Origin of the sequence: Pseudarthrobacter sp. NPDC058196 (assembly GCF_042882685.1) — a bacterium.
In the GTDB taxonomy this organism is placed as follows: domain Bacteria; phylum Actinomycetota; class Actinomycetes; order Actinomycetales; family Micrococcaceae; genus Arthrobacter.
Map to the genome: position 1 here is coordinate 299,393 of NZ_JBHVVN010000003.1, position 19,814 is coordinate 319,206.

The 19,814-nt window shown below is 65.8% G+C and carries 15 protein-coding genes and 2 tRNA genes; 8 read left to right on the top strand and 9 right to left on the bottom strand.

Features of this window, described 5'->3' with window-relative positions:
• Positions 1-56 precede the first annotated feature (56 nt).
• The 4 genes from ACFVVC_RS06400 to ACFVVC_RS06415 all read left to right on the top strand — a co-directional run bounded on the left by ACFVVC_RS06400 (position 57) and on the right by ACFVVC_RS06415 (position 3,150).
• Positions 57-992: a J domain-containing protein gene (locus ACFVVC_RS06400; RefSeq protein WP_387450317.1), complete on the top strand. Its 936-nt coding sequence runs from the start codon at positions 57-59 to the stop codon at positions 990-992.
• A 23-nt stretch (positions 993-1,015) separates the two neighbouring features.
• Positions 1,016-1,483, top strand: coding sequence for a tRNA (cytidine(34)-2'-O)-methyltransferase (locus ACFVVC_RS06405; RefSeq protein ID WP_387450319.1), 468 nt, complete (start codon positions 1,016-1,018; stop codon positions 1,481-1,483).
• Positions 1,484-1,691: 208 nt separating this feature from the next.
• Entirely contained in the window at positions 1,692-2,300 is a 609-nt protein-coding gene (locus ACFVVC_RS06410) for a sigma-70 family RNA polymerase sigma factor (RefSeq protein ID WP_109863770.1), read from the top strand.
• Positions 2,301-2,310: 10 nt separating this feature from the next.
• A complete protein-coding gene (locus ACFVVC_RS06415; RefSeq protein WP_387450321.1) occupies positions 2,311-3,150 on the top strand; it encodes an anti-sigma factor domain-containing protein in 840 nt (279 codons plus the stop codon).
• An 80-nt stretch (positions 3,151-3,230) separates the two neighbouring features.
• Here the strand turns inward: ACFVVC_RS06415 and ACFVVC_RS06420 are convergent, their stop codons facing one another.
• From ACFVVC_RS06420 to ACFVVC_RS06435, 4 genes are all read right to left on the bottom strand, one after another.
• On the bottom strand, positions 3,231-4,010 hold the full coding sequence (locus tag ACFVVC_RS06420; RefSeq protein ID WP_387450323.1) for a PIG-L deacetylase family protein: 780 nt from the start codon (positions 4,008-4,010) through the stop codon (positions 3,231-3,233).
• Between the two features lie 4 nt (positions 4,011-4,014).
• Entirely contained in the window at positions 4,015-4,962 is a 948-nt protein-coding gene (locus tag ACFVVC_RS06425) for an electron transfer flavoprotein subunit alpha/FixB family protein (RefSeq protein WP_387450325.1), read from the bottom strand.
• A gap of 12 nt (positions 4,963-4,974) precedes the next feature.
• Complete coding sequence (locus ACFVVC_RS06430) at positions 4,975-5,766, bottom strand: electron transfer flavoprotein subunit beta/FixA family protein (protein ID WP_387450327.1); 792 nt, start codon at positions 5,764-5,766, stop codon at positions 4,975-4,977.
• A gap of 225 nt (positions 5,767-5,991) precedes the next feature.
• Positions 5,992-7,590, bottom strand: a complete 1,599-nt coding sequence (locus ACFVVC_RS06435; protein ID WP_387450329.1) for a S1C family serine protease — start codon at positions 7,588-7,590, stop codon at positions 5,992-5,994.
• A 282-nt stretch (positions 7,591-7,872) separates the two neighbouring features.
• On the opposite strand from ACFVVC_RS06435, the gene ACFVVC_RS06440 reads away from it, so the two are divergent.
• The 3 genes from ACFVVC_RS06440 to ACFVVC_RS06450 all read left to right on the top strand — a co-directional run bounded on the left by ACFVVC_RS06440 (position 7,873) and on the right by ACFVVC_RS06450 (position 12,370).
• Positions 7,873-9,939, top strand: coding sequence for a TPM domain-containing protein (locus tag ACFVVC_RS06440; RefSeq protein WP_387450331.1), 2,067 nt, complete (start codon positions 7,873-7,875; stop codon positions 9,937-9,939).
• Between the two features lie 114 nt (positions 9,940-10,053).
• Complete coding sequence (locus ACFVVC_RS06445; RefSeq protein WP_387450333.1) at positions 10,054-10,842, top strand: PspA/IM30 family protein; 789 nt, start codon at positions 10,054-10,056, stop codon at positions 10,840-10,842.
• An 88-nt stretch (positions 10,843-10,930) separates the two neighbouring features.
• The gene (locus ACFVVC_RS06450) at positions 10,931-12,370 is read left to right on the top strand and encodes a cryptochrome/photolyase family protein (protein WP_387450335.1); all 1,440 of its coding nucleotides are present in this window, start codon (positions 10,931-10,933) and stop codon (positions 12,368-12,370) included.
• On the opposite strand, the gene ACFVVC_RS06455 is transcribed toward ACFVVC_RS06450, so the two are convergent.
• The 5 genes from ACFVVC_RS06455 to ACFVVC_RS06475 form a co-directional block, all read right to left on the bottom strand.
• On the bottom strand, positions 12,360-13,292 hold the full coding sequence (locus ACFVVC_RS06455) for a cytochrome b/b6 domain-containing protein (protein WP_387450337.1): 933 nt from the start codon (positions 13,290-13,292) through the stop codon (positions 12,360-12,362). The genes ACFVVC_RS06450 and ACFVVC_RS06455 overlap by 11 nt on opposite strands.
• 137 nt (positions 13,293-13,429) lie before the next feature.
• Positions 13,430-13,503, bottom strand: a tRNA-Met gene (locus ACFVVC_RS06460).
• 132 nt (positions 13,504-13,635) lie between these two features.
• Positions 13,636-13,709 (bottom strand) — tRNA-Met (locus ACFVVC_RS06465).
• Between the two features lie 119 nt (positions 13,710-13,828).
• Complete coding sequence (locus tag ACFVVC_RS06470; protein ID WP_387450433.1) at positions 13,829-16,807, bottom strand: UPF0182 family protein; 2,979 nt, start codon at positions 16,805-16,807, stop codon at positions 13,829-13,831.
• A 165-nt stretch (positions 16,808-16,972) separates the two neighbouring features.
• On the bottom strand, positions 16,973-18,175 hold the full coding sequence (locus ACFVVC_RS06475) for a PDZ domain-containing protein (RefSeq protein WP_387450338.1): 1,203 nt from the start codon (positions 18,173-18,175) through the stop codon (positions 16,973-16,975).
• Between the two features lie 137 nt (positions 18,176-18,312).
• On the opposite strand from ACFVVC_RS06475, the gene ACFVVC_RS06480 reads away from it, so the two are divergent.
• On the top strand, positions 18,313-19,767 hold the full coding sequence (locus tag ACFVVC_RS06480; RefSeq protein ID WP_387450339.1) for a zinc-dependent metalloprotease: 1,455 nt from the start codon (positions 18,313-18,315) through the stop codon (positions 19,765-19,767).
• The last annotated feature ends 47 nt before the right edge of the window (positions 19,768-19,814 follow it).

Sequence of the window (19,814 nt, forward strand, 5' to 3'; positions counted from 1 at the left end):
GCTAGACTGGGCGGGCACTCCGCTTTCCCGTGGCGCTTGAAGAAGAGGAAGATTGCTTGACCGAGAGCAGCAGCTCCCACTACCAGGTCCTCCGTGTGGCCGTCACAGCCACCGAGAAAGAGATCAAAGTGGCCTACCGGCGTGCTGCCAGGACCGCCCACCCGGACCACGGGGGTGACGCCGCAACGTTCCGCCGGGTGACCGCTGCCTACGAGACGCTGATCGATCCGCAGCGCCGCAGGGCCTACGACCGCTCCTACGCGGCGGGTGACGCTCCGTCAAGCGCCGGCGCCCACTTTGATGCACCGGCGGCCGGGAGCCCGGCCTCCGCCGCAGTCCGCAGGCCAGGCACCGGCCGGAACACCGCCGGGGACCCTCCCGTTTACGTTCCGCCATACGAAGGGAGCGGCGACGTCCCGCTGATTCCTTTCGAACAGGGCCGCCAGCAGGTTCATGGGATGCCCCGGAAGAGGGGAATCTTCGGCGCCGAGGCACGGATCCAGCGTGAAATGCGCACGGTGCAACTGCTCTCCCGCCAGGTGCTGCCGGCCATCCCCGCGGCCCGGCTCATCAACGGCCTGCAATCGCCGGCGGACAACAGCCACATCGACCACGCCGTACTATCGGGCTACCGCCTTGCCTTGGTCAACTCGATGCTCCTGCCAAAGGGCGCCTATGCCTGGGACGGCCGCACCCTCAACCACGGGGGTCGCGCAGTGGCGCCGCCGCAGCTTGCCCAGGTGGTGTGGGCCATGCAGGACATCTTCCCGGAACTGAACGTCACCGGGTGGACCGTGGTGTTCAGCCCGGACGGAAACCTCCATGAGCCCGTGATCGACCACCACCGCCGCCCGGCAGGTCCCATGGATACAGTCCAGATCGTCAATGCTGCCGGCCTGGTGCGCGGCCTGAAGGAGTTCCTGGCCGCCGGACCGGCACCCAACACCGTGAACGTGCCGGTCCTGGCCAGGCTGCTGCGCGGCATGCACTGACCGCGGTTGGCTAGGATGGGAAGGTGTTCCGCATCCTCTTCCATGCCCCAGAAATTCCCGGCAATACCGGCAACGCCATCCGCCTTGCCGCCATCACCGGGGCTGAACTGCACCTCGTGGAACCCCTGGGCTTCGACTTCTCCGATGCCAAACTGCGCCGCGCTGGCCTGGACTACCATGACCTCGCCGTCGTGACAGTTCACCGGAGCATCGAAGACGCCTGGGAGCACCTCAAGCCGGAGCGGGTCTACGCCTTCACTTCGGACGGTACAACCAGTTACACCGACATCCCGTACCGGCCAGGCGACGTCCTGATGTTCGGCCGGGAATCTGTCGGCCTGCCGGAAGAGCTGAAGACCGACCCCCATGTGAGCGCCACGGTGCGCCTGCCCATGCTCCCGGCGCTGCGCTCCCTCAACCTCGCCAACGCCGCGTCCATTGCCGTCTACGAAGCCTGGCGGCAGCACGGCTTCGCCGGCGCCAAGATCTAGCTCCCCGCCCACCGGGACCGCCCGCGGCGCCAATATTTTTTGCGCCCATCCCATCCGCTTGCCGCACGGCTCCGAATGGCTCTTGAACACATTCAAGCGGAGCAAGGAGCGGCAGGTGACGTTACTCGAGGCGCATTCCAGGCGCGAACACCGCAGCAGGAGCGGCACTGCCCGGGAATCTCCCGCCGGAGACTTATGCTTGGATGTGATGGAAACTCCCAACGCGCCGAATCCCGAGGGCTCCGCCGCGGTGACTGATCCCCCAGCCGACATCAGCCAGCGTCTTTCAACCCTGTTGGCCGCTGTTGCCCGCGGGGACCAGGCCGCGTTTGCCGAGTTCTACCAGCTCACGTCCCGCCGGGTTTTCGGCATGGCACGCCGGGTCCTGATCGATCCCGAACTCAGCGAAGACACCACGCAGGAAGTCTTCCTGCAGGTCTGGCAGAACGCGGCCAAGTTCGATCCCCAGGCCGGCAGCCCGCTGTCCTGGCTCATGACCATCTCGCACCGGCGCGCGGTGGACAAGGTCCGTTCCTCGCAGTCCTCCACGGACAGGGAAGCGAAATACGGGGCCAGCACCCAGGACATCGACCACGACAGCGTCTCCGATGAGGTCGGAAGCCGGCTCGAGGCCGAGGCTGTGGTCCGTTGTTTGGAGACGCTGACCGAAACACAGCAGGAGTCCGTGCGCCTGGCCTACTACGGCGGCCTGACCTACCGGGAAGTCGCAGAACGGCTGAACGCCGCTGTTCCCACCATCAAGTCCCGCATCCGCGATGGACTGATCCGTTTGAAGACCTGTCTGGGGGTGAGTTGAATTGAACGACATGGACAACAGCCGCGACGACCGTTCCCGTGCCTTTGGCGACACCGTCGCCATGGACCTTGCGGCGGGCCGGGCCGTCGACCTCGCCGAACTCTACGCCCTGGACGCGGTCACGGAACAGGAACGCGATGCCATCGACCACTACATGTCCACCGCACCGGAGACGGAGCGCCTGGTCTTCCTGGAGCGTGTCCGCCAGTCCCGGGAGACGCTGGCGCGTACCTTCCGCGTGGAGGAGGAGCCGCCGTCGGACCTTTTCGAAAGGATTGTGGCCCAGCTTCCCGCGGGCAGCGGCCGTACCGGCGCAGAAGTCGTACCCCCGACCGCAGGCGCGGTACAACCGGCCGGACCAACGGACGAGCTCGCCCAGGCCCGCCAACGCCGCGCAGAGCGCCGCCCCTCCGGCACCAGGCGCTGGCTGGTGGGCGTGGCAGCCGCGGCAGCCATTGCCCTGGGCGGAGTCGGAGTCGGCGCCTACCTGGCCGACCAGAATGATCCCGTAAACCAGGTTGTGCGTGCCGGGGACCTGCGTGAGGCATCCGTCAACGTTCAAGGCGGCGGGAAGGCGACGGTGCTGATCTCCGCATCCGAGGATGCCGCCGTAGTGAAAATGAGCGGCGTGCCCGCCCCGCCGGCCGGCAAGGTCTACCAAATGTGGCTCATTCCCAAGGACGGTTCAGCCCCTGTGTCGCAGGGCCTGATGGACGAACAGGCACTCTCGAAGCCTGCCGTGGTCCAGGGCATCCATTCGGCAGCATCGCTGGGCATCACCGTTGAACCGGCCGGCGGTTCGAAGGCGCCCACCCTGCCGACGGTTGCGGCGGCCCCGCTCGGCGCCTGACCCGGAATCCGGAACCGGCAACGGCGACCAACGAAAGAAGCGCCCCGATCCCGTGGTGGGAACGGGGCGCTTCTTTCGTCCTAGAAGCCTGCGATGGTGCCCGGCCCGTTGACCGCCACCACGTGGAAGGCCTCGGAACTGCGCCCGTGCGGCATCCCTGCCCGTGCGGCGTTGGTGCGCATGCCCTGGCGCACAGTGGCTTCCATGGCCTCCACATCCGGGTGCTGGCTGACGTGGACATGGATGGCCGCGAGTTTCGCATCCACCTGGTCGGTGACATCGACGAAGTGGTTTTCCCGCTCCTCCGGGCCCGCATATAGCCAGAGCCACGGCAGCTTGTAGGCCTCCAGGCCCGCTTCCGCCAGGTCGGGGTAGGCGAACGGGTTCTCCAGTGCCGGATACACGGCCCGGGTCACCGCCTCCCCCACAGCCAGGTGGTCCGGGTGGCTCTTTTGGATCCGCTGCCAGTTCCGTTCGGGATGCATGGCGAGGACGACGTCGGGGCGGACTTCGCGGATCAGCCGCACCACCCCTTTCATCACCTCGTGCGAGGCCTCAAGGTAGCCGTCACGCTGGTGGAGGTAGTGGATGTCAGTGACCCCCACCAGCTCCGCTGCCCGGCGCTGTTCGGTGTCCCGCATGGCGATGATGTCCGCGCGGTGGGCAGGATCGAAACCGCCGGCATCGCCGTCGGTCATGATGCAGTAGCTCACCTCCACCCCTGCAGCCGTCCACGCGGCGATGGTGCCCGCTGCGCCGAAGTCGATGTCGTCAGGGTGCGCCGCAAAACAGAGCACCCGCCCAACCCGGTGGATGTCCGGGTTGAACGGGCTGCCTGCCTGCTCGCTGGAAGCAGTCAACGGATCAGCCTTTTCGCTTCTTGATCTCGGCCGCGGCCTGCGGCAGGACGTCGAAGACGTCCCCGATGATGCCGAAGTCCGCGATCTCGAAGACAGGTGATTCGGCATCCTTGTTCACGGCGACGATCACCTTGGACGTCTGCATGCCGGCTTTCTGCTGGATGGCGCCCGAGATGCCTGCCGAGATGTACAGCTGCGGGGAAACCGTCTTGCCGGTCTGCCCCACCTGTGCGTCGTGGCTGATCCATCCGGCGTCGGTGGCTGCACGGGAAGCTCCTACCGCGGCACCAAGGGCATCGGCCAGCTCCTCGACGGGACCGAAGTCACCGTCCATGCCGCGGCCGCCGGCAACGACGATCCGGGCGTCCGTGAGGTCCGGGCGGCCGCTGGCCACCTTCTGCTCGCGGGCAGTAATGCGGGCAGCGTTGGCGACGGCGGGCACCTCCACCGTTGCCGTTTCAGGCGTGGTGGGTGCGGGCGCGGGTTCCGGTACCACGTTGTTGGCCTTGAGCGTGAGCACGGAAACGGCCGTCGTGGCCTTGCAGGAGGTGTTGTACGAGCCGGCCAGGACAGACTTGTGCGCAGTACCGTCCGGGTCTACGGCAACGACGTCGGTGATGACGCCGGCGTTGAGCCTGATGCCCAGCCGCGCAGCGATCTCCTTGCCTTCCGGTGAGTTGTCCAGCAGCACGATCCCCGCGCCGGCCGCCTCTGCCGCCGCAGCCAGGTAGGCTGCCTTGGGTGCCACGAGGAAGTCGCCCAGGTCCTGGGCCGACGGGTGCAGGACGGTGCCCACACCGTATTCCGAGAAGGTGGCCGCGACGTGGTCGGAAAGGTCTCCGTTGACCGCGACGGAGCTCTCCCCCAAGGAACGTGCAAGGGTCAGCAGCTCCAGGCTGCTCTTCTTGAGCGAAGCTCCGGGGTTGTCGATGAATACGAGTACTTTTGCCATGTCGGTGTCCTCTTAGAGCAGCTTCTGGGCGGCCAGGAAGTCAACCAGCTTGATGCCGGCGTCGCCCTCGTCGGTGATGATGGTGCCGGCAGTCCTCGGCGGCCGCTCTTCGGCGCTGGTGACGGTGGTCCAGGACCCGGCAAAGCCAACCTGGGCAGGGTCCACGCCGATGTCGGCGAGGGAGAGCGTGGTGATGCTCTTGCGCTTGGCGGCGATGATGCCCTTGAAGTTGGGGTACCGGGGCTCGTTGATCTGGTCCGTAACGGACACGACCGCGGGCAGGGGGGCTTCCACGGTTTCCGATGACGTGTCAGCATCACGGCGGGCGGTGAGCCGGCCGCCGTCGACCTCCAGCGAGGAGGCGAACGTCACCTGCGGCAGCCCGAGCCGCTCTGCCAGCTGCGCCGGGACCAGCGAGGTCTCACCGTCGGTGGAGGCCATCCCGGTGAGGACCAGGTCCACGCCGCCCAGGTGCCGGACGGCCGCCGCAAGTGCCAGCGACGTGGCAGCAGCGTCGGAGCCTGCAAGTGCGTCGTCCGTGAGGTGGACGCCTTCGGTGGCGCCCATCTGCAGCGACTTCTTCACGGCGTTGACGGCTCCGGCCGGACCCATGCTCAGGGCAATGACCTGGTTGCCGGCCTTGCTTCCGCCCCTGGCCTCGGCAAGCTGCAAGGCAGCTTCCAGGGCGTATTCGTCTAGCTCGGACAGGATGCTTTCGTCGCGGTCCGCGGTGTTGCCTTCGCCGCCCAGGTGGCGGTCGAATTGGGCGTCCGGTACATGTTTGACCAGGACTACGATCTTCAATGTCTCTTCCACTGTGGTTACAGCAGCCTTCCATGCTTGTGGACAGCCAGCCGGGTGGGTCATGGCCGCGGAATGCCCGGCAGGCGGGTAGCTCCTAGCTAACCATATCGGCGCGTCCGGGCGCCCTCTTCCGTTAACGCCTGTGTCAGGTTTTCCGTTGCGCCGGACATGGCGACGGCGGCGCCCCCGGGGTGGGGACGCCGCCGTCGTGATGGCTTGGGCGTGTCAGCTGGCTGCCGCGCCGAGCGTGACGTCGAACGTCTGCTCCTTGCCGCCGCGCTGGACCGTGATCTTGACCGTGGAACCTGCCGGCTGCTCGCGGACCGCCGCGGTCAGCTGGTTCGGTTCACCGATGCTGAGGTCATTGAACTTGGTGATGACATCGCCAACCTTGATCCCGGCCTTTCCTGCCGGTGAACTGCCGTCAACCGTGGCTACGTCGGCTCCAACGGAGAATTCCGAGGACGCACCGGAGGTGGTCTTCGCCTTGACGCTGACACCCAACTGGCCATGGGAGGCCTTGCCGTTGTCGATGATCTCCTGGGCCACGCGCTTGGCGTTGTTGATCGGAATGCTGAACCCGACGCCGATGTTGCCGCTCTGGGACGTCGACGTGCCGGAGCCTGCGGAGGCGATGGCCACGTTCACGCCGATGATCTCACCCTTGCTGTTGACCAGCGCGCCGCCGGAGTTGCCGGGGTTGATCGCGGCATCGGTCTGGATCACGTTGATGGCGATGGATCCCTGGCCCGAACTTTGCTGGCTTTGTCCGCCGCCCGGAGGCGCAAACTGGAATCCCTGGTCGCCGCCCTGGCTGTTGTCACCGCCCTGCGGGGCTGCCGACGATGCCACGCTGATGGTCCGGTTCAGTGTGGACACAATGCCGTCCGTCACCGTCCCGGTCAGGCCAAGCGGTGAACCGATGGCGATCGCGGTGTCACCCACGTTGAGCTTGGATGAATCCCCCAGGGTGGCGGGCGAGAGGCTTGAGGTGTCGTCCACCTTGATGACCGCGAGGTCGGACAGGGGGTCCGTGCCCACCAGCTTCGCGGGAAGGACCTTGCCGTCGCTGGTGCGGATTTCAAGGGTGGCGTTGGCGCTCTGGCCGTCCAGCGTGACCACGTGGGTGTTGGTCAGGATGTGTCCCTGGTCGTCGAGGACGATGCCCGAACCGGTGCCGCCGGAGCTGCCGCTGGTGGCACTGATGGTAACCACACTGGGTGAAGCCTTCACCGCCGCGGCAGTAATGGCGTTGACGTCGTCTTTGTTGTTAACGATGACGGTTCCCGGCTGGTTGCTGCCGCCCACCGACGAGGTGCTGGAGGCGGCATTTCCAAACAGCTCACCTGCGCCCACCGTAGCCACGCCGCCGCCCACAAGGCCTGCGGCGAGGATGCTGGCGATGAGGGTGCCGATGCCGAAGGTCGCCTTCCGGCGGGGAGCATCCTTGGGATTGTGCGCCAGGCCGACACCTCCTTGCTGCATACCGGGCCCGGCACCTTGGCCGGGCTGGCCGTTCTGCTGCTGGCCGTAGTATCCGGACTGGCCGTAGAAGGGCTGGCGCTGCGGGTACACGGGGCGGGGAGCGCCGGGGAGCTCCTGGGTATGGTCCTGGCGGGCCTGCGGCTGGTCCAGCCGTTCCGTGGGGTTGTGCTGCTGGTCAGGGGCGCCGTAGTGGCCCTGTTCCTGGCCGGCATTTCCGCCGTTCCCGGACTGACTGGCCGCCGGGCGGTCTCCGGGCTGCTGCGGGTTCTGCTGCTGCCAGGGGTTCCGGCTGCCCGCGTCGCCCTCCGGGACCGGTCCTGGCGTGTGATTCTCAGTCATGGGACTTCCTTTCATCCTTGTCTGCCATTAACTATGACCCGTCCCGCTGGAACAAGCTCGGATGTTTGCTGAAAGCTTCCTGAACGTCCGGGCCTTCCCGGAAACCCCCGCCGTGCGTTTCGCTGGCGGCATATTCGGCCGCATGGACTGGCTGTGGGGTGCACCATAGAATCAAGATGAATTGCCACAGCGACCTGCGGCTTCACACCAAGCGTGGGGGCGCTGCTGGATTCGACGACTGATTCGTCCCGAGTCGGTGTCAGGCGTGCTGAAGGGTTGCACATGCGGTCAAAGTTCAAACGTTTCCTCGCCATGATCGGCCTTGCCGGGCTGCTCGCGGTTCCCGCCGGCGCGGCCTGGGCCGAAGACCCGGTGACCATTCCATCCGGGACCAACATTGTTGACAATGCCAACGTCCTGGGCAGCCGGAAGGGCGAAGTCCAGGACGCCATCCAGAAGCTGCTGAAAGACCACAAGTACAACCTGTACGTGGTCACGGTGAAGACCTTCACCAACCCGACCGATCCGGCTCAGTGGACGCAGAAGGTAGCTGAGCTGAGGACCATGGGCAGGGCCGACGCCGTCCTGGCAATTGCTGTTGATGACGGCAAGTTCGACTTCGTCACGAATTCGAGCAGCCCCATTCGGTCCAAGCAGGCCAACATCAGCCAAAACGCAGTCACCGCCAACCTGGCCGGGGGCAAGAAGGATTACGCGCAGGCTGCCATCGACACCGCATCGGCAATCGGCGACGCCGCCAATGGCGGCAGCGGCAATGTGTCCTCCGGTGACGGTGCGGGCGCCGCGGTCCTGGTTGGGGCCGGCGTCGTGGTGGCAGGCGGCGGCGCCTACCTGTATTACCGGAACCGCCGGAAGAAGGCAGCAGGCCAGGCCTCCACAGGCAGCTACGGCCCCCAGGGCGCTGAACTGGACCCGCTGGCCTCGCTGAGCGTGGAGGAACTCCGCCGCAAGAGTGGTTCCCTCCTGATCGAGGCAGATGACGCCATCAAGTCCAGCGAACAGGAACTCGGCTTCGCGCAGGCTCAGTACGGCGACTCCGCGGTAGGCAACTTCACCAAAGCGCTGGAGGAAGCCAAAGCCCACATGGGCGAATCCTTTAAATTGCAGCAGCAGCTTGATGACCACATCCCGGACACGGAGGAACAGCAACGGACCTGGCTGGGCGAAATCATTCGCCGGTCCGAGGCCGCCCTCGCCTCCCTGCAGGAGCAAAAGGCGGACTTCGATTCCCTGCGTGAGCTTGAAAAGAACGCTCCCCAGGCCTTGGCAGCTGTCAACACCGGAGCCGGGGAAGCGGACGCAAAGATTGCAAGTGCCGAGCAGTCGCTGGCCACCATGCGGTCCAAGTACGCGGACAGCGCGCTGACGCAGGTTTCGGACAACATCGTCCAGGCTAAAGAACGGCTGGCCTTTGTGCAGAACGCCTCCGGGACAGCACAGCAGAAGCTGGACGGCGGCGAGCAAAGCCTGGCTGCCGTGGCCGTCCGCGCAGCCGAAGAGAGCCTGCACCAGACCAACGTCCTCCTGGACGCCATTTCCAAACTTTCTTCCAGCCTCGATGAAGCTCACGCCAGCGTAGAAACGGCCGTGGTGGACACAGCCCAGGACCTGGCGCAGGCCAAGGCCATGATCCAGTCCGGAACCCACGCCGAACTGGCGGGGCCCGTGGCTGCGGTGGAGGCGGCCCTTGCCCAGGTGAAGACCGAAATCCAGGGCGGAAAGATCGATCCTGTCGCCACCCTGCAACGCGTCGAAAGCGCGCACCAGACCCTGGACCAGGCCCTGACCGGCATCCGGGACCAGCAGGACCAGGCCCGGCGCGCCCAGGCCTCCCTGCAGCAAACCATCATGTCCGCGCAGGCCCAAATCAGCGCAACCTCCGACTACATCACCGCACGGCGCGGCGGCGTCGGCACCGAGGCGCGTACCCGGCTGGCCGAATCCCAGCGGAACCTCGACTACGCCCTCTCCATAGCCCGCACCGATCCGGTCACGGCACTGACCTATGCACAGCAGGCCCACGCCCTGGCGGCGCAGGCGGCACAACTGGCCCAGGCCGACGTCGAACACTTCGACGGCTACGCCAACCAGGGCTTCGGCCGGGGGGGCATGTTCGGCGGCGGCGGGGGCGGCGGCCTGGGCGGCGCCATCCTGGGCGGCATCCTGATCAACTCCATCCTGAACGGCGGCCACGGCGGCTGGGGCGGCGGAGGCGGCTGGGGCGGAGACTCCGGCGGCGGGGGCGGCTGGGGCGGAGATTCCGGCGGCTTCGGCGGCGGAGACTTTGGCGGCGGCGATTTTGGCGGCGGCGACTCCGGCAGTTTCTAGACACTCCGCCGGACCACCCAGGAGTAATCCGGCCGGCGGACAGCAGCAGTACACCACTGTGCACCGGTTCCAGTGGGTCATCAACATCACAGAGCAGGACGAAAGGCAAACACCATGGTTAAGCAGTCCATTTTCGGCCGGATCGCGCAGTTGGCAAAGGCGAATATCAACTCTTTGCTGGACAACGCCGAAGATCCGCAGAAGATGCTGGACCAGATGGTCCGCGACTACACCAACAACATCGCAGAGGCCGAATCCGCCGTGGCCCAGACCATCGGCAACCTCCGGATGCTCGAGGACGACTACAACGAGGACATCAAAAACGCCCAGGACTGGGGCAACAAGGCCCTTGCCGCCTCCCGCAAGGCTGACGAATTCCGTGCCGCCGGCGATGTGGCCGACGCCGAGAAGTTCGACAACCTGGCCAAGGTTGCCCTGCAGCGCCAGATGGCGGCCGAGAGTGAAGCCAAGGGCGCTGAGCCGAGCATCGCCTCCCAGCGCGAAATCGTGGACAAGCTCAAGGTGGGCCTGGACCAGATGAAGAACAAGCTCAACCAGCTGACCAGCAAGCGCAACGAACTCGTCGCCAGGTCCAAGACCGCCGCCGCACAGTCGCAGGTGCACGACGCCATCAAGAGCATCGACATCATGGACCCCACCAGCGAAGTGGGCCGCTTCGAAGAGAAGATCCGCCGTGAGGAGGCCAAGGTCCGCGGGCAGGAGGAACTTGCGGCGTCCAGCCTTGATGCGCAGTTCAACCAGCTGGAAGACCTGGGAGAGCAGACAGAGATCGACGCCCGGCTGGCAGCCCTGAAGGCCGGCGGCAAGCCTGCCCTCGGCGCCGGGAGCCAGGCAGCAACGTCCGGATCCACCGTTGACGAAGCCGACTTCGACAAGCTCTGACCCGCTGCATATCCGCAGCTTGCAACAAGGCAATGGCCGGGACCGGTGTCCCGGCCATTGCCTTGCCTCCAGTGTGTAGCGTGGTGGTATGGCATCCACTGAAGAAACGTCCCTGGTATGGCTGCGCGACGACCTGCGCCTGGACGACAACCCGGCGCTGGACGCCGCGGCCCGCCTGGGCGGTTCCATGACGGTGGTCTATATCCTCGACGAGGAGTCCGAAGGAATACGCCCGCTCGGTGGTGCTGCCCGGTGGTGGCTGCACCATTCCTTATCGGCGCTGGCCGCGGACCTGGAAGGAAAAGGTTCCAGGTTGGTCCTGCGCCGCGGTCCCGCGGCGGGCATCATCCAGGAACTGGCCACCCGGACCAATGCGTCCCACATCTTTTGGAACCGGCGGTACGGTCTGTCCGAGCGAAGTGTTGATGCCGGAATCAAGGACTGGGCCGGCAGCAACGGCATCGAAGCCGCCAGCTTCCAGGCGAACCTCCTCTTCGAGCCCTGGACCATTACCACTGGCGCGGGTGGCCCGTACAAGGTCTATTCACCCTTCTGGCGGGCTTGCCTGGCCGCGGCGGACATCCGCGACCCCCTGGAGGCACCGGGGACGTTGCCCGGACCCGCTCCGTCCGGTCGCGGGCTGCCCGCCTCCGACACGCTGGGCAGCTGGGCGCTCCTGCCCACCTCCCCCGACTGGAGCGGCGGCCTCGCCAAGGCCTGGGAGCCCGGCGAAAAGGGCGCCGCACACCGCCTGGAGGACTTCCTGGACGGCCCCATCGAAGAATACGGCACGGGGAGGAACCTCCCCGGCACCGATGGCACCAGCAGGCTGTCACCCTACCTGCGCTTCGGCGAGATCAGCCCGTTCCGCGTGTGGCGGGAGATTCGCCGCCGCCACCCCCGCAAAGTCCCTGCCGACGTCGGAATATTCCGTTCCGAACTGGGCTGGCGCGAGTTCAACTGGCATTTGCTCTACCACAATCCGGACTTGGCCACCCAAAACTTCCGGCCGGCGTTCGACAGGTTCCAGTGGGGGTCGCCGGGCAAACGGGAACTGGCAGCGTGGCAGCACGGACACACAGGCTATCCCCTCGTTGACGCCGGAATGCGGCAGCTGTGGCAGACGGGATGGATGCACAACCGGGTCCGGATGGCGGCCGCATCCTTCCTGGTCAAGAACCTCCTGACCGATTGGCGGATCGGGGAGGAATGGTTCTGGGACACCCTGGTGGACGCGGACGCCGCCAACAACCCGGCCAACTGGCAGTGGGTGGCGGGTTCCGGCGCCGATGCCTCACCGTACTACCGGATCTTCAATCCCGTCACGCAGAGCAAGAAATTCGACGCCGCCGGGAGGTACCTGCGCGAGTTCATCCCGGAACTTTCCGAACTGGACGGCAAGGCCATCCACGAACCCTGGAAGTCAGGGGTCCAAGGGTACCCGGAACCGCTCGTGGACCTGCCGGAATCACGGGAACGGGCGCTGAACGCCTACCAGCAGCTCAAGGACGCTGAGCCTAGCGGCTGACCTTGCCCATCAGGGACGCAATGGGCCTCAGGAAGATCGGGCGGGCCAGGAACCAGGCTGCCACCATGACCGCCACGGACGCAAGGAAAACCCAGAAACCGAACCAGCCATCCCCGTCCTGGACACCATACATGTGGTTCAGGTTACGCAGGGCGCCGGTGGTGAGCACCAGGAAGACGTGGACCACGATGAAGGCCACGAAATAGATCATCACCGGGAAGTGGACGGCACGCGCCCATTCGATCGGGTAGGCCTTGTTGAGCCCGGCTGCCCTCTTCGGCCACGCGGAGGACATCCGCAACCCGGTGATGAATGCCAGCGGCGCGGCGATGAAGACGGTCGCGAAGTAGGCCAGGAGCTGCAGCGCGTTGTAGTTGATCCAGCCGTCCTCCGTGGGCCAGTCCAGCGAGGCATACTGCAGCGCGGCCGAGAGGGCGTTGGGAACCACATCCCAGTTCGTGGGGACGATGCGCATCCACTGGCCGGTGGCGAACAGCACGACGGCGAAGACCAGCCCGTTCAGGATCCACAGGGCATCGAGGGTCAAGTGGAACCAGAGCTCCAGGCTGATCTTGGTGGGCGCGTTCCTGGTGCGGATCAGGCCCTTGTTGTTGCGGGTCCAATGCCCGCTGGGACGGGTGGTGGTCCGCACCTGCCATCCTGTGCGGATGATCAGGAGCAGGAAGAAACCGTTCAGGAAGTGCTGCCAGGCGAGCCATGCCGGGAACCCCACGGGGGCGCCGGCAGGCAGTTCGGAGCGGCCCGGGTAATCGGCCACGAACGAAGCAACTGCGGGCAGCCCCATCAGCAGCCTGGCGACCAGCACTGCCAGGACCAGCGCCACGAGGACGGCGGGAACCGCCCAGTAGAGCCGGGACCGCTTACCCGTCGCGGTGCCGGGCTTCTTCGTGGGTGTGGCCATCGAACAACATACCTCTCAAGAATGGCGTGTGGCTGCCCACGGATCGTGGGGCCCTGCGAAAGAGAATACTAGGAACTGCGCGCATCCAGGCAAAAAGAAGGCCCCGCCGGCGTAACTGCCGGCGGGGCTTTCCATAGTTGCGGGGACAGGATTTGAACCTGTGACCTCTGGGTTATGAGCCCAGCGAGCTACCGAACTGCTCCACCCCGCGTCGCTTGATCAACACTACCCTACTTTTGCAGCCGGCCCGACCACCTTGAGCACCGCCCGAAGGGGCCGGCAACACTTCGCGGACAAAGCAGAAGGCCCGAACATTGTTCCCAATGTTCGGGCCTTCTTCCAGTTGCGGGGACAGGATTTGAACCTGTGACCTCTGGGTTATGAGCCCAGCGAGCTACCGAACTGCTCCACCCCGCGTCGCAAGAACTACTTTACCGGGAGGTGAACCGGAGGCCAAATCGAGGAGGCGTGACGTCCGTTACGCTGCCCGGCACCCGAGCCCATGGAGGGGTGGATGCCGGGCAGCCGTCGTCGGGCTAGCGGCTCGCTGACGGAGACGGCGCCGCCGAAGGTGAGCCGGAGGCTGCCGGTGCCGGGCTGGCCTCCGGAGCAGTAACCGGAATCTTGGCTTCCGCATCCATCGCCTTCTTCAGCGCGGCCGAGACTTTCTTCTGCGCGTCGCCGTAGGCCGCGAAGTCACCGGCCGCCAGAGCCGCCTGGCCCGCCTGGATGGCCGAGTTGGCGTCATCCAGGGCCGCCTTCAGCTGGGCCTTGGCGTCGGCTTCCGCCGGCGTCGAAGGCGCTGCCGGCCCGGCGGGCGTTTGCCCGTTATTGGCCGAATCACCGGCCGCTGCCCCCGAATCGCCTCCGAAGAGCTGTTTCAGGGCTGCGTCCAGGGTGGGCGCGAAGCCCACCTTGTCACCGAAGGCCACCAGCACGCGCTGCAGGGTCGGGTAGGAAGTCTCGCCTGTCGACTTGAGGTAGACCGGCTGGACATAGAGGATGCCGCCGCCCACGGGCAGGGTGAGCAAGTTGCCGTTCAGCACATCCGATGCGCCTTGCCGCAACAGGTTCAGGGCCTGCGACACGGTGGGGTCCGAGTTGAACTTGTTCTGCGCCTGCCCGGGTCCGGGCACCTGGGTTTCCGGCGGTATCTGCAGCAACCGCAGCTTGCCATAGCCGTCAGCCTTCACGCCCGCCTGGTTGCCGGCGTCCGAGTCGGCGGCCAGGAAGCCATACAGGACGTTCCGCGCGTTTCCATTGACAATCTGCGGGATGAACGACGAGGTCAGCTGGAACGCCGGCTTCTGCTGGTCGGGCATCTGCAGGGACATATAGAACGGCGGCTGCTTGACGTCAGTACTCACCGTGGGATCGGCCGGCGTGCTCCACACATCGTTGTTCTTGTAGAAGCTGGTGGGCTCCGTCACGTGGTATTGCCCCAGGAGCTCACGCTGGACCTTGAAGAGGTCCTCCGGGTAGCGGACATGGCTCATGAGCGCACCGGACATCTCCGAGTACGGCTTTAGCGACGACGGGAAGACCTTCTGCCAGGCCTTGAGGACGGGGTCGGTATCGTCCCAGGCATACAGGGTGACCGAACCGTCATAGGCGTCCACCGTGGCCTTGACCGAGTTCCGGATGTAGTTCACCGTGCTGTTGGGCAGCGCCACGGCACGGCCGGAACTGGTCTGGGAATCAGCCGTCGCATCGGAGAGCTGCTTTTGCTGCGAGTAGGGGTAGTACTGGCTGGTGGTGTAGGCATCCACGATCCACTTGACCCGGCCGTCCACCAGCGCCGGGTAGGAGCCGCCATCCACCGTCAGGTACGGGGCCACCTTCTGGACACGTTCGCGGGGGTTCCGGTCGTACAGGATTTGCGACTCGGAGTTCACACCGTCCGAAAGCAGCAGGTCCGAGGACTGGAACTTGATCGCGTACAGGATCTTGTTGAAGAACGAGCCGACATTGGGGCCGCCGTTGCCCTTGAAGCTGTACTGGGTTTCACCCTCCCCTTCCTTGCCGGAGGGGCGGTCCTGTTCGCGCGGTTGGGCACCGTCAGGTGCGCCCACGATCGAGTATTCCGGCGAGGACTCACCGAAGTAGATTCGCGGCTCGTAAGTGGAATCACTGCCGAGGACGCCGGTGGACGGGATGCCGGACTGAAGGAACTCAGGTTTGCCGTCGACCGTGAACTTGTTGCCCTTTGCGGCCACAACACCGTAACCGTGGGTGTACACCACGTGCTGGTTCAGCCAGCCCTGCTGGTTGGTCGCAACGTTGGTGGGGTTCAGCTCGCGCACCGCAATCACGGTGTCCTGGACCTTGCCGTCAACCTCGTAGCGGTCCACATTCAGGGCCTTGGGGAACTGGTAGTAGGGGCGGTACTGTTCCAGCTGCGCAAACGCGTCCGAGATCAGGTTCGGATCCAGCAGCCGGATATTCGCCGTGGTCTGGGCGTCCGGCGCCAGCGCACCGGAGCTTGCCGTATTCGTGGCGTCGTAGCGGGTTTCCTGGATGCCGTCCAATCCGTACGCCTTGCGGGTGTTGTTGATATTGCGCTGGATGTACTGGCTTTCCAGCGTCTGCTCGGAAGGACGCACCTGGAACTGCTGGATCACCCACGGGTAGACGCCGCCGGCCAGGATGGAGGTAATGATAAGCATGGCCGTGCCGATCACCGGCAGGCGCCAGCGGCCGATTACGGCGGCGACGATGAACAGGACTGCCACCAGGGCGGCCGCGACAGCGAGGATGGCCTTGGTGGGGATGACGGCGTTGACATCGGTGTACAGGGCACCGGCCCAGCGGCCGCCGTTGTTCTGCACCGACGAGAAGCGGTCCAGCCAAAAGTTGACGCCCAGGAGCACCAGGAAGGCCGCGCCCGTGACGGCAATGTGGATCTGTGCAGCCCGGCTGGTGAACACGCCGCGCTCCATGAGCCGGATGCTGCCGTACAGGTGGTGGGTGAGGATCCCCGCGATGCCGGCAATGACCACCACGCTGATGAGGAAACCGGTCACGAACCCCAGGAAGGGCAGGGTCATCAGGTAGAAGCTGATGTCCATGTTGAACTGCGGGTCGGTTTGTCCGAAGCCCACCTGGTTGAAGAAGAGCAGCACCTTCTGCCACTGGCTCGCGGCGGCGCTGCCCGCAAAGAGGCCAAACAGGACCGGAAGCCCCACCATGACGATCCGGCGGACCGGCTCCAGCTGGGCCTGATACCTGTTGAGGTTGTCCCGCACTTCGGAGTCCGGCGCGTACACCGGCCGGGCGTTGTAGGCGATCCGGATAGCGAAGAAGACGGCCGCGAACATGAGGGCGAAGCCGGCCACGAACGTGGCGATCTTGGCCAGGTTCTCCGTGATGAAGACCTCGATGAAGCCCAGCTGCCGGTACCAGAGGACGTCGGTCCAGACGTTGGCGAAGAAGATGAAGCCCACTACCACCAGGGCGACAACGATCAGGGTGGGCGTCAGGGCGCCGCGTCGTGAAGGGGGTCTGCCTGTGGGCATGGTGCTGGCGGGACGGGACAAACTGGGTACCTCATAGCTGGTCGTCAGAATATTCGAAGCGTGCGAGCGACGTACCCTACCGGCCAAAAACGGCTGGTTTGGTCCGTCATCTGTGCCACGAGTGGCGGTGGAGCTTAGTTCCTGTCGGTTCTAATTGCGCCCAGTCTAGTTGTTTGCGCAGGTCGGCAGGCCGGAAGTCTCCTTGCCGCTGCCTGCTGCCTCCACCGCGCGCCGGGCCTGGGACAGGTTTTCCACCCGGACCACCCGGAGGCCGGCCGGAACGTGGCCGGCAACCTCGTCGCAGTTGCCGGCGGGCGCGAGGAAGACGGTGGCGCCGGCTGCACGGGCACCACGCATCTTCTGCGCGATGCCGCCGATGGGGCCAACCGTGCCGTCCGGGGCGATGGTCCCCGTACCCGCGATGTGTTTGCCCCCGGTGAGGTCACCCGGCGTAACGGTGTCGATGATGCCCAGCGAGAACATGAGCCCTGCGCTCGGTCCGCCCACCTTGTCCAGGGATATCTGCACCTGGAAGGGGAAATTGAACAGGTACTTCAGCATGACGCCAAGAATGTAGCGGCCCTGGCCGTTGTCCTTTGGCGTGATGTCCACTGTCACCGGCTGGCCCGCGCGCTCCACCGTCACTGTTGCCGGCGCACCTCTGCCGGCCGCCAGTTCATCCTGGATGACGGACAGGGACGTAATGTCCTTGCCGTCGATGGTCTTCAAAACGTCGCCTTGCTGGATCTTTCCGGCCGACGCCGAATCCTTTGACAGGTCCGCGGCCTGGAGTTGCTGGCTGAAAGGAATCTTGAGTTCATTCAGTGCCGAGGCAACGGCATTCTCCTGTGACGTGGTCATGGCCACCGCGCTTTGCTCCTGGGCCGCTTCCTTGGTGGTGCCCGTGGGATAGATCAGCTCTTCCGGATAAACGGCTTTTGAACTGTCCAGCCACGCGGAGAAGGCGGTGAGGACGCTGACGGAGCCGGTAGGGCCGCCGTCAACGTACACCGTGGTCAGGTCCAGGCTTCCGGCCGCAGGGTAGGTTTCATGGCCGCTGACATTAATGACCGGATGCCCCTGGCTCTCCCCCAGCGTGTTGTACGTGGGCCCTGGTGACTCGATGACGTACGGCACCGGAAGGGTGCCAACAGCGATGCCCAGCCCCAGCGCCGCCAGCCCGGCAACCATCATGGTGGACAGCCGCCTGCCCGGCCGTCCGCCGTCGTCCGCAACCGTGCCACCTGCTGAGCCGCTGCCGTCCTCGCCATCAAGGGGGCCGATGCCTCCCGTTGGTTCCGGATCGGAGAAGGGGCGAAGCTCGGGAACGTGGTCCTCGGAGGGATGGCCGCCACGGGTTGTAGTCACCCCACCAACACTACGCGGTGAACGTGTCCCGGGGGCGCTTTGCCTAGAGCGAACGACGGCGGCGGGCGGCAGACAGCCGCGCCCCACCGGGGTACCGTGAAGACTGATCAACAGTCACACCATCGATCGGCGGGACCATGACCTCCAACCCACTCAATCCGTCCAACGGCGACGACAATCCCAAGGATCCGTTGACCGAGATGCTGCAGAACCTGATGGGCGGCAAGGGGATGGAAAACTTCGATCCCGCCGAGCTCGCCAAGGCTGCCGGCCTGCCCGACGACCCCAACCTGCTGGCCCAGATGTTCTCGCAGGTGCAGGCGATGATGAGTGCGCCGTCCGAAGGCCCCGTCAACTGGACTCTGGCGCACGACAACGCTCGGCGCGTGGCTGCCGGCAGTTCGGACCCGTCGGTCACCGGGCAGCAGTCGCGGGACGTCGACGAAGCACTCCGCCTGGCCGAACTGTGGCTGGACCCGGTAACGGACCTGCCCGCCACCGGGCTGATCGGCAAAGCCTGGTCCCGTGCCGAGTGGGTGGAAGCAACCCTTGGCACCTGGAAGCGGCTGACCGAACCGGTGGCCAACAGCATCGCCAATGCCCTGTCCTCCGCCATGACGGAGCAGATGCCCGAGGAGATGAAGTCCATGATGGGCGGCGCCTCCTCGATGCTGCAGAACATGGGTGGGGCTATCTTTGGCATGCAACTGGGGCAAGCCATCGGGGCCCTGTCCAAGGATGTTGTCAGCTCCACAGATATCGGCGTCCCGCTCGCCGACCTTGAAATGGCGCTCCTCCCGGCCAACGTTGCGGCGTTCGGTGAAGGCCTGTCGCTGCCCGAGAATGAGATCCGGTTGTTCCTGGCCGTGCGGGAGGCGGCGCACGCGCGCCTGTTCGTGCAGGTGCCGTGGCTCCGTGGCCACCTGCTTGGCGCTATCGAGGCCTACGCCCGTGGCATCCATATCGACACCTCCCGTATCGAGGAGCTCGCCCGCGACCTCGACCCGAGCAACCCGGAAGGCATCCAGGAGGCGCTCTCCCAGGGCGTGTTCATGCCCCAGCGGACCCCCGCCCAGGAGCAGGCACTGGAGAAGCTTGAGACGGCACTGGCTCTGGTGGAGGGCTGGGTGGACGAACTTACAGCGGCCGCCACGGAGAAGGTGCTGCCGTCCGCCGGCGCACTGCGTGAAACGGTGCGGCGACGCAGGGCCACCGGCGGTCCCGCCGAACACGCCTTTGCCTCCCTGGTGGGGCTGGAGCTGCGGCCGCGCCGCCTGCGCGACGCCGCCACCCTGTGGGCAACGCTGAAGGATGAGCGCGGCATTGAAGGCCGCGACGCAATCTGGCACCACCCCGACCTGCTGCCCACCGCCGAAGACCTCGATGACCCGAAGGGTTTCAGCTCCCGCCGGAAACTCGCCGAAGCCAGCGACAGCGAGGTCGATGACGCCCTGCAGAAGTTGCTCAGCGGCGGTTTTGACGAGGCGCCTGGCGCTGACGGTGGCACCGCCGCCGGCGCGGACGCGGACAACGCCGGCCAGGACACGGACCACAAGGATAACGACGGCGGTCCGGACCAGCCGAAGAGCTGAGACTGGGCGGCGCGGCCGGGGTTTCCCGGCCGCGCCGGTGCTTTAAC